Annotated in this window: 11 protein-coding genes; 3 read left to right on the forward strand and 8 right to left on the reverse strand. The window is 68.4% G+C overall.

Annotation, left to right across the window (positions count from 1 at the left end; translation table 11 throughout):
• The first annotated feature begins 62 nt into the window (after window positions 1-62).
• The gene (locus ACTWQN_RS36650; RefSeq protein ID WP_443208270.1) at window positions 63-806 is read left to right on the forward strand and encodes a cupin domain-containing protein; all 744 of its coding nucleotides are present in this window, start codon (window positions 63-65) and stop codon (window positions 804-806) included.
• A 241-nt stretch (window positions 807-1,047) separates the two neighbouring features.
• Entirely contained in the window at window positions 1,048-2,430 is a 1,383-nt protein-coding gene (locus ACTWQN_RS36655) for an alkaline phosphatase PhoX (protein ID WP_443208271.1), read from the forward strand.
• Between the two features lie 104 nt (window positions 2,431-2,534).
• Here ACTWQN_RS36655 and ACTWQN_RS36660 read toward each other — a convergent pair whose 3' ends face one another.
• From ACTWQN_RS36660 to ACTWQN_RS36670, 3 genes are read right to left on the reverse strand one after another with little or no spacing between them, the layout of a single operon-like run.
• Window positions 2,535-4,481, reverse strand: coding sequence for a cellulase family glycosylhydrolase (locus tag ACTWQN_RS36660; protein WP_443208272.1), 1,947 nt, complete (start codon window positions 4,479-4,481; stop codon window positions 2,535-2,537).
• A gap of 21 nt (window positions 4,482-4,502) precedes the next feature.
• Window positions 4,503-5,342, reverse strand: a complete 840-nt coding sequence (locus ACTWQN_RS36665) for a carbohydrate ABC transporter permease (RefSeq protein WP_443208273.1) — start codon at window positions 5,340-5,342, stop codon at window positions 4,503-4,505.
• Window positions 5,335-6,300 carry a carbohydrate ABC transporter permease gene (locus ACTWQN_RS36670; protein ID WP_443208274.1) on the reverse strand — a complete coding sequence of 322 codons (966 nt, stop codon included), beginning with the start codon at window positions 6,298-6,300 and terminating at the stop codon, window positions 5,335-5,337. The genes ACTWQN_RS36665 and ACTWQN_RS36670 overlap by 8 nt, the downstream gene beginning before the upstream one ends.
• A gap of 146 nt (window positions 6,301-6,446) precedes the next feature.
• On the opposite strand from ACTWQN_RS36670, the gene ACTWQN_RS36675 reads away from it, so the two are divergent.
• Window positions 6,447-7,655, forward strand: coding sequence for an RNA-guided endonuclease InsQ/TnpB family protein (locus ACTWQN_RS36675; protein WP_443208311.1), 1,209 nt, complete (start codon window positions 6,447-6,449; stop codon window positions 7,653-7,655).
• A gap of 12 nt (window positions 7,656-7,667) precedes the next feature.
• Here ACTWQN_RS36675 and ACTWQN_RS36680 read toward each other — a convergent pair whose 3' ends face one another.
• From ACTWQN_RS36680 to ACTWQN_RS36700, 5 genes are all read right to left on the reverse strand, one after another.
• Window positions 7,668-8,981, reverse strand: a complete 1,314-nt coding sequence (locus tag ACTWQN_RS36680; protein ID WP_443208275.1) for an extracellular solute-binding protein — start codon at window positions 8,979-8,981, stop codon at window positions 7,668-7,670.
• Window positions 8,982-9,087: 106 nt separating this feature from the next.
• Window positions 9,088-10,119: a LacI family DNA-binding transcriptional regulator gene (locus ACTWQN_RS36685; RefSeq protein WP_443208276.1), complete on the reverse strand. Its 1,032-nt coding sequence runs from the start codon at window positions 10,117-10,119 to the stop codon at window positions 9,088-9,090.
• A gap of 137 nt (window positions 10,120-10,256) precedes the next feature.
• The gene (gene xylB / locus ACTWQN_RS36690) at window positions 10,257-11,666 is read right to left on the reverse strand and encodes a xylulokinase (RefSeq protein WP_443208277.1); all 1,410 of its coding nucleotides are present in this window, start codon (window positions 11,664-11,666) and stop codon (window positions 10,257-10,259) included.
• 241 nt (window positions 11,667-11,907) lie between these two features.
• The gene (xylA, locus tag ACTWQN_RS36695) at window positions 11,908-13,074 is read right to left on the reverse strand and encodes a xylose isomerase (RefSeq protein ID WP_443208278.1); all 1,167 of its coding nucleotides are present in this window, start codon (window positions 13,072-13,074) and stop codon (window positions 11,908-11,910) included.
• Window positions 13,075-13,129: 55 nt separating this feature from the next.
• Window positions 13,130-14,431: an ROK family protein gene (locus ACTWQN_RS36700; protein ID WP_443208279.1), complete on the reverse strand. Its 1,302-nt coding sequence runs from the start codon at window positions 14,429-14,431 to the stop codon at window positions 13,130-13,132.
• Window positions 14,432-14,727: the final 296 nt, after the last annotated feature.

A 14,727-nucleotide genomic window follows, 5' to 3' on the forward strand; every position in this document is an offset into this window, starting at 1 on the left:
CCGAGGGTAGGCGCCCACCCCCCCCCCCCCCCACCCCGACCCGTCACAGCCAGGAGGCGAGCATGACCTATCCGTTTCCGATGCCCGGCGCGGTCGGGGTTTCGCACCTGCGCGCCTACGACTGGCGCGCGGCCGACGACGTTTGCGGCGGCAGCCCGCACGTCCACCTGGTCTGCACCGAGGCCTACGTGGTCACCGGCGGTCGGGGCGCGGTGCAGACGTTGACCGCCGATGGTTACCGGGAAACTCCGCTGGAGCCCGGGGTGATCGCGTGGTTCACGCCGGGCTCGGTGCACCGGATGGTGCAGCGCGAAGATCTCCAGGTGACCGTGCTGATGCAGAACAGCGGTCTGCCGGAAGCAGGCGATGCGGTGTTCACCTTCCCGGCCGATGTCCTCGCCGATCCGCGGGCCTACGCCGAAGCCGCCGCGCTACCGGCCAAGGAGGGCTCGGCGGCGGAAAACGCGGCGCGGCGTCGCCGGGATCTCGCGGTGTCGGGTTACCTGACGCTGCGAAAAGCATTGCAGGACGGGGACAGCGAGCCGCTGCGCGCGTTCTACCGCGCCGCGGCGGCACTGGTCGCGCCCAAGATCGCGGACTGGGTGCCGAGGTGGCGCGACGGCGCGCTGGCCGCTGCGCAGCGGACCGGTGCCCAGTTGGACGCGCTGGCGGAGGGGAACTCGGCGCACCTCGTCGAGGCGCAGGTCCGCGTGGCAACACCGTCGCGCATCGGCGGCTACGGCATGTGCGGCAGGCGCGACGAGTACGAGATCCCCGGCGCGACCCTCCCGGTGCAGGCGAAGTGAAGGGAACCATCCGGGACCGTGCGCACGGCTGACCATCGGCCTTGCGGTTCGGGGTTCTTGCCGTGATCCTCAGCAAGCCTCCGCACATGGGGCCTATCCGACAACTGACCGGAACTGGCCAATTAGGACCTGCTCGTCCAGGGTTTGCCCACCGTTCGCCTGCGCGTTGTTCGCGGGCTCCGTCGGAGTCGGCGAGGGCGCGTTGGATCGCTCTCCGGTGCACTGAGCTAGGAGGGCTTCCGTGGCTTCTTCATTAAACCGGCGTGACCTGCTGCGCACTGGCGCGGCAGGCAGTCTGGGCATCATCGTCGGCGGCAGCGTGAGCGCGATCGCCGCGCCCACCGCGGCGGCACAGGTCGCTCGCCAGGCGGGGTACGGCGCGCTGGTCCCGGACCCTGCTGGGCTGCTGGCGCTGCCGCCCGACTTCGGGTACAAGATCGTCGCGCAGGCCGGCGTGACGAAGCTGGAGACCGGGGAACTGACGCCGAGTGACGCGGACGGCACGGCGTGCTTCCGCGACGGGCCGGGTTTCGTCCTGGTGAACAACCACGAGATCGGCGGTGACGAGCCTTACGGCGTGCCCGCGCTGCCGGGGCTGACCTACGACCCCGGCGCGCGCGGCGGCACCACCAACATCGTCGTGGACCGAGACGGCAACCGGGTGAGCGAGTACGTCAGCCTCGCTGGGACGGTCCAGAACTGCGCGGGCGGGTTTACCCCATGGGGCACGTGGCTGTCCTGTGAGGAGACCGAAGAGCGCGCCGGTGGCGAGTTCCAGAAGGACCACGGTTACGTGTTCGAGGTCGACGCGTTCGACCGCGATGCCAACCTGGAGCCGATCCCGCTGAAGTTCCTCGGCCGCTATTCGCATGAAGCGGTGGCCGTCGACCCGAAGACGTCCGCGATCTACCTGACCGAGGACGCTGGCGAACCGAACGGTCTGTACTTCCGTTGGGTCCCGCCGAAGGGTTTCCGCGGTGGCAAGGGCGCGCTGCGGGAGCTGGCGCTCAGCGAGGGCGGCGACACGGCGGGCCAGCTGCAGGCGATGAGCTGCTCCAAGGGGAGCAAGCACATCAACGACCTGTCCGAGGCGACCCAGCCGGGCACCAAGTACAAGGTCCGCTGGGTCGACGTGCCCGACCGGGACGCGAAGACCGTGTCGGTGCGCCAGCAGTTCGAAGAGGGGCAGGTGACCCGCAGCCACAAGCTGGAAGGCGCCTACTGGGACAACGGCGGCGCGTACTTCGTCGCGAGCTACGCCCGCAGTGACGACGGCAGCGTCAACGAGCACGACGGTCAGGTGTGGTTCTACGACCCGCGCAGCGAGACGATCACGCTCAAGACCATCTTCGGCGTCAACCCGGACCCGGACAAGGACACCAACTACGACGGCCCGGACAACATCACGGTGTCGCCGTACGGCGGTCTGATCCTCGCCGAGGACGGGGAAGGGCTGAGCCACCTCGTCGGTGTCACCGAGGGCGGCGAGGCCTATCCGATGGCGCGCAACGAGCTCAACGACAGCGAGTTCACCGGCCCGACCTTCAGCCAGGACGGCCAGATCCTGTTCGCCAACATCCAGACCCCGGGCTACGTCTTCGCCATCACGGGCCCCTGGAGCTGATTCGCATCCACTGACGTGAGGGGCCTGATTCGAGCCGCGGAGCAGGCCCCTCGCTGCACCCGCTCCCGTCCCTGGGAGCGGGGTGGCGACCGGTTCTGGACCGCTCACGGCGTGTCCCGCACCTCGACGACCTTGACGCCGTAGGCGGGCAGCGTGATCTCGGTGATGGGTTCGCCGGTCTTGGTGTCGTGCAGCGAACAGCCCTCCGCGATCGGTGTTGTCGTGACTTCCCGATCGTGCTGGCTGACCAGCCAGGCGAATCGCCGTCCGTCCTCGTGCTCCAGCAGGTCGGCGAACACCAGTGGGTCGTCGACCGCGATGGCCCGCCGCACACCGGCGAGCTCCGCGAGTGCCGCGTAGATCCGGTAGGTGTCCTCCGGGTTGATCCGCGCGCTGCGCGCGGCGAAGTACTCGATCGGATAAGCGCACAGGACGGCCTCGCCGCGGCCGGTCGAGTGGCGCAGCAAGGCGGGCCGACCTTGCGCGTCGGTGGCCACCACGGTCGCACCGGCTGGCCGAACCGGCAGGTACGCCCGGCCGTGCTCGTTGCCGCTGACCCGGAAGCGCAGCACCTCACCAGCGGCGATGCCTCCGAAGTCGGTGGCGAAGGTGAACTCGACGACATCGTCCACCACCTCGTCGACGACGCCGTAGGTGATCTGCTTCGCCACCCCGAAGGTCTCGTCGAAGTACGGGATCCACGGCTGCCGGTGGTGCCCGACCTCGCCTGCGGTGTAGGACAGGTACAGCACCGCGCCGTCGGCCACCCGCTCGCGCAGCCGCTGCCAGGTCGGCCCCTGGATCTGCTTCACGCAGGGCAGCAGGTACAGCGCGCAGTCCGGGTCGATGCCGTCGCGTTCCCGGGTGAATCCGACCGGCAGATCGGCCTCGCGCGCGGCCACGTAGGCCTGCTGCAACGAGTCGAAGATGATCGGCCGGTCGTCGTCCTGGCTGAACGGATAACCGCGCTCCAAGTACTCGGTGACCACCAGGGCCGCCTGCGCGTCGGTGCGCGCGCACCGCGCGAAGTCCACAGTGGATAGCACGTCGGCGAACGCGGCCAGCTCGTGCAATGGCGGCTTCGGGTTGCCCGCGTTGTCGGTGATCCCGAAGTGCATTTCGAACGGGTGGTGCGAGTACGGGCCCTGCTCGATCAAGTTGTCGTAGTCGGTGTTGTTCCACGCCACCCAGCCGGTCGAACCGGCCAGCAGCGAGTTGTGCAGGGTCTGCCGGTAGTAGTGCCCGGCGTTCTCCGGCGAGACCTGGTCGCTGGAGAGGCCGAACTCCTCCAACACCACCGGTTTGCCCGCCACCGCGGACAGTTCGCAGATGAAGGCGGCGTTCAGGTGTTGCCGGATCGGATCGCTGTCGATCCGGTACACGTGCGGCCCGACGAAGTCCACCAGCGCGCCGGTCTCGCGAACCGAGAACCCGTTGTCGACGCCGGTGACCTCGATGCCCCAGGCGCCGTCGCCCAGCGACACCGGCTGGTGCCCGCCACCGGCCCGCACCGCCTGCACCACCAGCTGCGCCCAGCTGGTGACGTGTTCGGTCGGTGCCTTCGGCTCGTGCCGGAGCCGACCGTAGATCGGCATCTCGTTGCTGATCAGCCAGGCCTCGACCGCCGGGTGCGCGGCGAATCGCTCGGTCATCCGCTGCACGAACCACGCCTGCTTGGACACCAGCCAGACATCGGCGTAGAGGTCGCGGCCGTCCCGCCAGGCCGGATCCCAGTTGTCGCCGGACATGTGGCCGACGATGAAGGTCGGGATCGACGACATCCCGATCTCCTGGTGCGCGTCCAGGAAATCGGCGAAGTGCTCGACCTTCGACTCGTCGACGGTGTCCGGCGCGGGCATGAAATCGGGCCAGTAGAAGAACGAACGCGTCTGCCGCAGGCCGTGTTCGTGCAGCACCCGCAGCTCTTCGCGCACGACCTGCGGGGAGTAGTTCCGCCACATCAGCGGCCCGCCGGTGCGTGACCAGAAGTTGGCACCGAGCCAGACGGCCGGGACGCCCGCCACCGCCACCTTGGCGGAATTCCGTCGCATCAGAGCCCTTTCCTCAACTGGTCACTTGACCGCGCCCGCGGTGAAGCCCCTTACCAGGTACCGCTGGAGGAGCAGGAATCCGACGACTACCGGAATGCTGACGACCAGCGATGCCGCCATCACCTCGTTCCAGTACACCGAGGTCTGGGTGGAGTACTCGCGCAGCCCGACGGCCAGGGTACGGGAATCGGAGTCGGTCATGATCGAGGCGAACAGGCTCTCACTCCACGCGGTCATGAACGCGTAGATGCCCACCGCGGCGATCCCCGGCCGCGCCGCGGGCAGCACCACCCGCAGCAGCGCGCCCACCGGACTCGCCCCGTCGATCAGCGCCGCCTCGTCCATGTCCTTCGGGATGGAGTCGAAGTAGCCGACCAGCATCCAGACCGAGAACGGCAGCGAGAACGTCAGGTAGGTGATGATCAGGCCGAGTTGGCTACCGTAGAGGACGATGCCGGTCGCCTGGCCGATCGTGGCGTAGAGCAGGTAGAGCGGGAGCAGGAACAGGATTCCGGGGAACATCTGGGTGGACAGCACGACGATGCGGAACGCGTTGCGCCCGCGGAAGTTGAACCTGCTGATCGCGTACGCGGCGAACACCGCGATCACCAGCGACAGCGCCGCCGCGCCCAGCGACACCACCGCGCTGTGCACGAAGTAGTCGGCCAGCGAGATCGTGGACCACATGTCGATGAACGGCTCGAACGTGATGTTCGTCGGCAGCCACTTGAACTCGTCCTGCACGTCGGACAGCGGCTTCATCGCGGAGGTCACCATGACGTACAGCGGCAGCACGGTGAACAGCGTGAGGAAGATCAGCCCGACCACCCGGACGATGCGGTACCAGCGCGGCTCAACCATTCTTCACCCTCCGCGACGTGAACGCGAGGTAGCCACCGGTGATCACCAGCAGCGACAGCAACAGGAGCGTGGACATCGCCGATCCCAGACCGAAGTTCCAGGTGAGGAACGAACTGTTGTAGATGTGGATGGACAGCACGTTCGCCGACGACGGCACCGACTGGTCGAACAACGTGTACGGCACGTTGAAGTCGTTGAACGTCCACAGGAAGAGCACCAGCACCAGCACCTGGTTCACCGGGCGCAGCATCGGAAGGGTGATCGAGTGGAACTGCTGCCACACCCCGGCACCGTCCATTGTGGCCGATTCGTAGACGTCGTCGGGAATCGACTGCATCCCGGCCATCAGCACGAGGAACGCGAAGGGCCACAGCCGCCAAGCCGCGGTGATCACGGTGGCGCCGAAGGCGTTGTCGCCCAACAGCCAGAAGGTGCCGTCGTTGAACCCTAGGTCGCCCAGCACGGTGTTGACCATGCCGTCGCTGCGGTTGAGCATGAACTTCCAGATCATCACCGCGGTGTAGACCGGCAGCGCGTAGGGCACCAGGAACAGGGTGCGCAGCACCGCCCGGCCGGGGAAGGCCCGTTGCAGCAGCGTCGCCGCGAAGACGCCCAAGGTCCAGGACAGCGCGACGGTGAGGATCGCGAACGCGGCGGTGATGCCGAACGAGCGCAGCAGTTCCACGCCGACCGCGCTGTTGAAGTTCAGCGCGAAGGCGAAGTTGTCCAGCCCGGCGAACGGTGCGCTGATCCAGTTCCGGAGGTGGAACTGGGTCAGTTGGAGCAGGCTCATCCACAGCCCGCCGAGCATCGGCACCAGGTGCACCAGCAGTTCGAAGAGCAGCGCGGGAGCGATGAGCAGGTACGGCAGTGCCTGCTTGCTCGGCGTCCACTTGCGGCGCTGCCGTGGGAGTTCGGGCCGCGATCGCGGGCGCGTCGGGGTAGCGGTGCTGGTCATCGGAACTCCAATCGGCGGAAACCCTCAGGCTTTAGCCGGGGAGGAAGCCGATCCGGAGTGCCAGCGCCCGCTAGGGCGTGCTGGCCCCATCCAGTCCGAAGATCGGCATCACATGTCGTCACTGTAGTGTGTGCGGGGTGGCCGGGATGTTGGTGAGGCGGGCGTACAAGTACCGCTTCTATCCCACCGGGGAGCAGGCGGCGGAGCTGTCTCGCACTTTCGGTTGCGTCCGCAAGGTCTACAACCTCGCCTTGGATGCCCGGACCCGCGTGTGGTACCGGGAACAACGCCGCGTGAACTACGTTGAAACGTCGGCGCTGCTCACCGAGTGGAAGAAGTCGGATGAGTTGGCGTTCCTGTGTGAGGTGTCGTCGGTTCCGTTGCAGCAAACGTTGCGGCACCTGCAAGGCGCGTTTACAGCGTTCTTCGACAAACGCGCCAAGTATCCGCGTTTCAAGTCCCGCAAGAAATCGAAGGCGTCGGCGGAGTACACCCGCTCCGCGTTCCGCTACCGGGACGGCCAGCTGACGCTGGCGAAAATGCGGGAGCCGCTGGCGATCGTGTGGTCCCGGCCGCTTCCCGAGGGTACGGAACCATCGACTGTCACGGTGTCGCGGGATAGCGCGGGGCGGTGGTTCGTATCGATCCTCGTGGGAACCACGGTGGAACAGCATGCCCCCACCGATCGGCGTGTAGGTGTGGACGCCGGACTGGACTCGCTGGTCACGCTGTCGACCGGCGAGAAGATCACCAACCCGAAGCACGAGCGCCGGGACCGTGCCCGTCTGGTGAAGGCGCAGCGGGAACTCGCCCGCAAACAGAAGGGCTCGAACAACCGGGAGAAGGCCCGCTGGAAGGTGGCCCGTGTGCACGCGCGGATCACCGATCGGCGCCGGGATCACCTGCACAAGGTCACCACTCGACTCGTCCGCGATAACCAAGTGGTCGTGATCGAAGATTTGCAAGTCCGCAACATGATCAAAAACGGCAAGCTCGCGCGGGCGATCAGTGACGCGTCGTGGAGTGAGTTCCGGTCGATGCTGGAATACAAAGCCGCCTGGTACGGCCGCGAGGTGATCGCGGTCGACCGCTGGTTCCCGTCCAGCAAAACGTGCTCGGCATGCGGGAAACTCGTCGACTCGATGCCGCTGAACGTGCGTACCTGGACCTGCACCGGATGCAGCACGACACATGATCGCGACGTCAACGCCGCGCGCAACATTTTGGCCGCCGGGCTGGCGGTGTCGGCCTGTGGAGCTGGTGTAAGACCTCAACGGGAGTCCTCCCGGACGGGGCAGTCGGCTAGGAAGCAGGAACCTTCGGCCGCGAGACCGAAAGCAATCCCCGCCCTTTAGGACAGGGACCAGTCAACCGCCTGTTCCTCGCATCTTCTGCTCTGCTTCGGCCAATGCGGCTCGCACGTCTTCCGTGCTGACCTGTTGTCCGGTCGCGATGGTTGCGAACAGGTCCCGCATCGCCGAGCCGATCGTCGTCTCGAATTGGGCTTCGTTGGGGATCATCGGCACCGTTTCGGCCGAGTTCGCCAACACGTCGCGGAACACCTGGTTCTTCGGGGTGAGGAAGGCCGGGTCGTCGTGGGCGTCCTTGACCACCGGCAGAGTTCCGTACTTCTTGTTCAACGACGCCTGGACGTCCTTGCTGGTGAGGAACTCGACCAGTTCGAGCGCCTTTTCCCGGCGCGGGCTGTTGGCGAACACCGCGATGTTCGAACCGGCGACGAAGCTGCGCACCTCTCGCCCGCCGCTGGGCAGCGGATCGGGCACCGGCAACCGCACGATGCCGTAGTCGTCCTCCGTCATGCCGTTGTCGTGCAGCGTGGCGATGACGCTGTTCTGCGCGATCAGCATCCCGGCCTGGTTGTCGGTGAAGTCCTCGGCAGCACCGTTGGAGGTGCCTTCTTCGGCATCGTCGGGGGACACCACCCGCTGCGTGCCCATCAGGTCGAGGTAGCGCTGCACGCCCGCGACCGCCTCGGGTGAGGCGAAGTTGGGTTCGCCCTGCTCGTCGATGAGGTGCGTGCCGTGTTGGCGGCTGAACATGAAGGCGAAGTGCGCGTTCTCGGTGTAGCTGGCGCCCGCGGTCGTCAGACCCCAGCGGTCGCGCGCCGGATCGGTGAGCCGCTCGGCGGTGTCGAGGAACTCCTGCCAGGTCTCGGGCGGCTCGGTGATCCCGGCTTCGGCGAACAACTTCTTGTTGTAGAACAGGCCGTAGGACAGCCCGTACAGCGGCAGCGAGGTCGGCACCTGGCCCGCCATCCCGGTGGAGCTCATGCTGCTGTCCAGGAAGCGTTCCCGGCCGCCGAAGCGGTCCATCAGCGCGTCGTCGAACGGCACGAACGCGCCGGTCGCCTGCAGTGATGCGGCCCAGGTGTTGCCCAGGTTCACCACGTCGGGGCCAACCCCGGAGGTCGCCGCACCGAGGATCCGGTTGAGCAGGTCGGACCAGGAGACGACTTCCACGTTGACCTTGATGCCGGTCGTGGCGGTGAACTGGGCCAGTTCAGCGCTGAGGAATTCCATGTCCTGCTCGGCGTTCTTGCCCTGGTTGCTCGCCCAGTAAGTGATCGTGTTGTCGTCTTCGGCCGTGGTCGCGCAGCCGGTGAGGGCGCCGGCGATCACTGCCGCGGTCAACGACAGCGCCGCGAGTGAGCGTTTGAACACGAAACGACACCTCGTCGGGTCAACGGAGCCCGTCGTTGGGCTCGCGACTCAAGCTAGGCACTTAACCGGTTAATCAGAAGACCCGGAACTCGCTGTAATCATGTCGTTACGTTGATCGCCGCCGGGTGGGCGCGGTTGCGGTGCTCGCGCGCGGTACCAGCCGCCGCGGCGTCAGCGCCGCATCGTCGGCCACGCCGGTTTCGATGAGCTCCAGCAGCATTCGCGCCGCGGTGGCCGCATCCGCGACGATGTTGTGCGCGAAGGCCGAGACGGCGGGCCGCACCACGCGGCACAGCATGGAGTCGTCCCAGGCCAGCACGGAAAGCTCCTCGGGTACCCGCACGCCGAGTTCCGCGGCGTGCACCACCGCCGCGACCGCCATCACGTCGTTGTCGTAGATGATCGCGGTCGGGGGATTGCGCGCCGCCAGCAGGCGACGGGTGGCCCGCACACCGCCCTCTTCGGTGTAATCGCCCGGTGCGTGGGTCACCGTGAGACCGGGCGACTCGCGGGCGATGAGTTGCAGCACTTCGCCGCGCCGAACCGTGTGCCGCAGATCCAGCGGGCCCTGCACGTGTCCGATCCGCCGATGTCCGAGCCCGGTGAGGTGCTCGATCGCGCTGGTGACCACGTCGGCATCGTCCACCCGCATCACCGGGATGCCCGCCATCGTCTCGGCGGTGCCGAAGAACACCGCGGGCGTGCCCAGGTCGCGCAGCACCGCCGGACGCGGGTCGGACACCCGGAGATCGGTCGCCAGCACGCCGTCCACCCGCCGCTCCGCCCACCACCGTCGATAGGTGGCCAGCTCGGTGTCGGTGTCGGCGGTCAACGCGAACTGCACGGAAAACCCGTGCACCGAAAGCGTTTGCTCCAGACCGGTCACGATCTGCATGAAGAACGGCTCGGTGCGCAGATCCTCCGGAGACCGGGCGAGCACGATCCCGACGCTGGCCGCCCGGTCGTTGGACAGCGCCCGCGCCGCGCTGCTGGCCCGCCAGCCCATCGAGGCCGCGACGTCGAGGATCCGGTCCCGGGTCTGCGCCGAAACCCCGGCCCGGCCGTTGAGCGCGTAGGAGACGGCGGCTTTCGAGACGCCGACCTCGCGCGCGATGTCGATGATCGTCGGCCTCTTCACCCAGGACTCCTTCCCGAACCGCCCCCGGCCGGGGGATCGGTGTCGGATCGCGTCGCTCCAGCGACTGCCGGAGCGTTCCGCGCCTGGTCAAGGTACTGCGGAGCCGGCGAGCGGGACAGCTTCGCCGCGAACGCCGGTCAGAACCCGTGGATCTGGCGGCGGGCCCGCGCGTAGTTCTCCCGGACCTCGGCGCCCTCGTCGGCGGCGGTCACCTCGTGCCTCGCGGCGCGAAGTGTCCACTGTGGAGGTTCGGCTGTGCCGGAGCACGCCCAGGCGGCTTGCCTGGCCGCGCCCAGCGCGACGTATTCCGCTGGCTCGGGGATGTCCACGTCCGCGCCGAACAGCGATGGCGCGATCGCCTGGACGGCCGAGGACTGCGCGGCTCCGCCGATCAGCAGGACCCGGCGGATTTCGACGCCGGTGTCCCGCAACGCCTGGATGGCGTCGGCCATCCCGCACAGCATGCCTTCGACCGCTGCTCGGGCGAGGTTCTCCGGGGTCATGTTCGCCCCGGTCAACCCGACTAGGGTGCCGGTCGCCTCGGGGAGGTTGGGGGTCCGCTCGCCTTCCAGGTAGGGCAGCAGGGTCAATCCACCGGAACCGGCTGCGGCGTCCAGCGCGAGCCGGTCCAGTCCGGCCAGGTCGGTGCCGAGCATGCCCGCGGTGGAGCTGAGCACCCGCGCGGCGTTCAGGGTGCACACCAGCGGCAGGTAGCGTCCGGTGGCGTCGCAGAATCCCGCCACGATCCCGGTTTCGTCGACGCTGGGGTGCTCGGCGACGGCCGAGACGGCTCCGGAGGTGCCCAGCGAAACGATGACATCACCGGGGCCCGCGGACAGCCCGAGCGCTCCGGCCATGTTGTCGCCGGTGCCGACGCCCAGCACCGCGCCCTCCAGGCCCGGCAGCGTCGCCTGCCCGGCTTGTTCGGCGGGGCCGAGGATTTCGGGCAATCGCGGAGACCGGCCGCCCATGGCGTCGCTGAGCAGGTCCGGCAGCCAGTCGCCGGTGGTGGGGCTGAAGTAGCCGGTGCCCGAAGCGTCGCCCCGATCGGTGGTGGCGCGTTCCGGACGTCCGGCGATCAGCCAGTTGAGCCAGTCGTGGGGCAGCAGCACCTGGTCCACCCGGTCGGCGTGCTGCGGCTCGTGCTCGGCGAGCCAGGCGAGTTTGGTGATGGTGAAGCTGGCGACCGGCACCAGGCCGGTCCGGCTGGCCAGCACATCCGCCCCGTGCCGTTGGATCAGCGCGCGTGCCTGCGGCGCGGACCTGGTGTCGTTCCACAGCAACGCGTCCCGCACCGGCTCACCGGAGGAGTCCAGAGCCACCATGCCGTGCTGTTGACCGCCCACCGCGATGCCTTCGACCCGGCCCGGGGCCTGCGCGACCGCGCATGCGATGGCGTCCTGTCCGGCCCGCCACCAGGCCCAGGGGTCGACTTCGGTCCCGTCCGGGTGCGAACTCCTGGCCTCGGCGACGACCTGACCGCTGTCGGCGTCGACGACCAGGGCTTTGGTGGATTGCGTCGAGGAGTCGACACCCAATACCAGCACTGTGGACCTACCTCCGCGATCAGCTGGCCCGGTCGGTGGTGCCGACCGGGCCGAATGTCTTCTGGTCTTGTGTTGAGCGGCTGTCCTTGAAGCGGCGCCAGCCGGTTGGCCCACTCTCGCACCTCGCCCACTGGCGTTCTCCGGGAGCCTCGGGGGCGATTTCGCGCGAAATCGGCACGCACACCAACGAGGGGGCCGGTTCCGCTCGCACCCCTCGCCGCGAGCGGAACCGACGCGGGTGTCACCGAGCCGGGACGCCCATCAGGTGGTCCAGGGCGAGCTGGTCGAGGCGCTCGTAGTGCATTCCGCGCGCCGCGGCCGCCTCGACGTCGAAGTCGTCGTCGGCGAGCAGGGCGGCGGCCGTCTCGCCGGTGGCGAGCGTGGGGGTGGCCAGCTCGTTGACCCGCGACGCTTCGAGCGCCTCCTTGACGCGCGGATCGGCGCGGAACGCGGCGGCCCGCTCCTTGAGGATCAGGTAGTTGCGCATGCATCCGGCCGCCGAGGCCCAGACCCCGTCGTAGTCCTCGGTGCGCGCCGGTTTGAAGTCGAAGTGCCGCGGACCGTCGTAGCCCGCCGACTCCAGCAGGTCGACCAGGAAGAAGGCGTTCTTGACGTCCCCGGCGCCGAAGCGCAGGTCCTGGTCGTACTTGATGCCGTGCTGGCCGTTGAGGTCGATGTGGAACAGCTTGTTCGACCAGAGCGCCTGGGCGATGCCCTGCACGAAGTTGAGCCCGGCCATCTGCTCGTGCCCGACCTCGGGGTTGACGCCGACCATCTCGGGGTGTTCCAGCCGCTCGATGAACGCCAGCGCGTGCCCGACCGTCGGCAGCAGGATGTCGCCGCGCGGCTCGTTGGGCTTGGGCTCCAGGGCCAGCCGCAGGTCGTAGCCGCGCTCCCGGATGTATTCGCAGACGAGGTCGATGCCTTCCTTGTAGCGGTCCAGCGCCACCCGGACGTCCTTGGCCGCGTCCGTCTCGGCGCCTTCCCGGCCGCCCCAGGCGACGAACGTCTTCGCGCCCAGTTCGGCGGCCAGCTCGATGTTGCGCAGCACCTTGCGCAGCGCGAAGCGCCGCACGTCCCGGTCGTTGGCGGTCAGCGCGCCGTCCTTGAACACCGGGTGGCTGAACAGGTTCGTGGTGACCATCGGCACGACCACGCCGGTTTCGTCCAGCGCGGCGCGGAAGCGGGAGATGATCCGGGTCCGCTCGGCGTCGGCGGAACCGAAGGGCACCAGGTCGTCGTCGTGGAAGGTGATGCCCCACGCGCCCAGCTCGGCGAGCTTGTGGACCGCCTCGACCGGATCCAGTTCGGCGCGGGTGGCCTCGCCGAAGGGGTCGCGGCCTCGGTAGCCGATCGTCCACAGCCCGAACGAGAACTTGTCCGCACGGGTCGGGGAGTAGTCATTCATGGCGGATTCTCCTAGTGTTGTCGGACTTGCGTGACTGTCCATCAAGGACCAATGCCTATTGAGGACCGATGTGTTGGGTGGCCAGGTCAGTCGGCGCGCCGCTGACGGGAATGCGCAGCGGGTTCTGCAGGACCTCCTCGATGACGATGCTGGTGGCGCCGCGCACCGCGGCCGTGAACCCGAAGGTGGAGGCGGTGATGCGGCAGGTCGCGGCATCCCCGGCGACGGCTCGCGCCCGCAGTTCCCGCATCGCGGTCGGCACCAGGTAGGGCGCGACCGTGCCGAGGTAGCCGCCGAGCACCACCGCGGCCGGATTGAGCAGGTTGACCAGCACGGAGATCCCGATGCCCAACCACCGACCGACCTCGTCCAGACCGGCCAGCGCCTGCGGGCCGCCGCTCTCGGCGCGTTGCAGCAGCGCGTGCGCCTGTTCTTGGGGATCGCACTCGTCGTCGGCGAGATCCGGTGCCGCCGCTTGCAGCACGGCGCGCAGGCCGATCTTGGTTTCCAGGCAGCCGCGGCGTCCGCAGCCGCAGGTCTGCCCTTCGGGATCGACCGGGATGTGGCCGATTTCGCCGCTGAAACCGCCGGATCCGCGCAGCAGTCGGCCGTCGGTGATCAGGCCCGCGCCGATGCCGACCTCGCCGGTGAGGTAGACGAGGTCGGTGGCGGCGTCCGGGGTGCCGTGCAGTTCCGCCAGTGCGGAGAGGTTGGCCTCGTTGTCCACCACGATCGGCACGTCGGTGCGGTCCAGCCGGTACCGCAGCGCCTCGGCGATCGGGATGGCGCGCCACTCCAGGTTCGGCGCGTAGCGCACCTTCCCGGCCGGGACGTCCACCAGACCGGGCACCGCGACCGCGATCCCGGCGAGGAACGCGCCCGCTCGCCCCGATGCCGCGTTCGACAGCTCCGCGATGGCGTCGCGGGCCAGCGCGGCCAGCCGATCGATGGTGCTTTCCGGGCTGGCGTGGGTGGCGTCGAATCCGAGGCGCCGCTGCACGACGACCCGACCGGCGAGGTCGGTTCCCCGCGCGGCCAGGTACTTCGAGTTGATCTCAAGTCCGAGTGCGGTGATCGCGGCGCCGTCGAGTTCCAGCGAGCGCCCGGGGCGGCCGACCGCGCCGTCGCGCCGAAGCCCGCTCTCCCGGATCAGGCCGCGGTCGAGCAGATCCGCGGCCAGGTTGGACACCGTCGCCTTGGTCAGCCCGCTGCGCGCGGCGATCTCCGCTCGCGAGGCCACGCCTGCGCGCCGGATCTCGTCGAGCACCCGCGCGAGGTTGGGCCGCCGAACCGCCGTCTGGTCGACGCCTGGCGAACCGCCGCGCCCAACGGCCTCGCCAGCTCCCCGCTCGGGCATCCTCGCCTCCAATAAGTATGGATTCGAAACTAATACCCGAGGGCTTCCCGGCGCAACTCCCCGCAGTGGTATTCGCGGCGCAGTGGGGGCTTCTGGTGGCCAACCCGGTCAGCGAGCCATGGTGGCTGACTTGTTCGGCAGCTTTCGAACAGGTCTCGTTAGTCAATTCGTTGAACTAATAGATCGGCTCGGTGTCGGTCCGAGGGGTTGCACGTTCGGCAGCGGCGAGCATCGGATCGGATCGGGCGAGGACCCACCGCGTGCGCCCGTCGGCACGCTGGGGCCGCTCGGGAACG

It is taken from the genome of Saccharopolyspora antiqui (assembly GCF_052246905.1).
Taxonomy (GTDB): Bacteria; Actinomycetota; Actinomycetes; order Mycobacteriales; family Pseudonocardiaceae; genus Saccharopolyspora.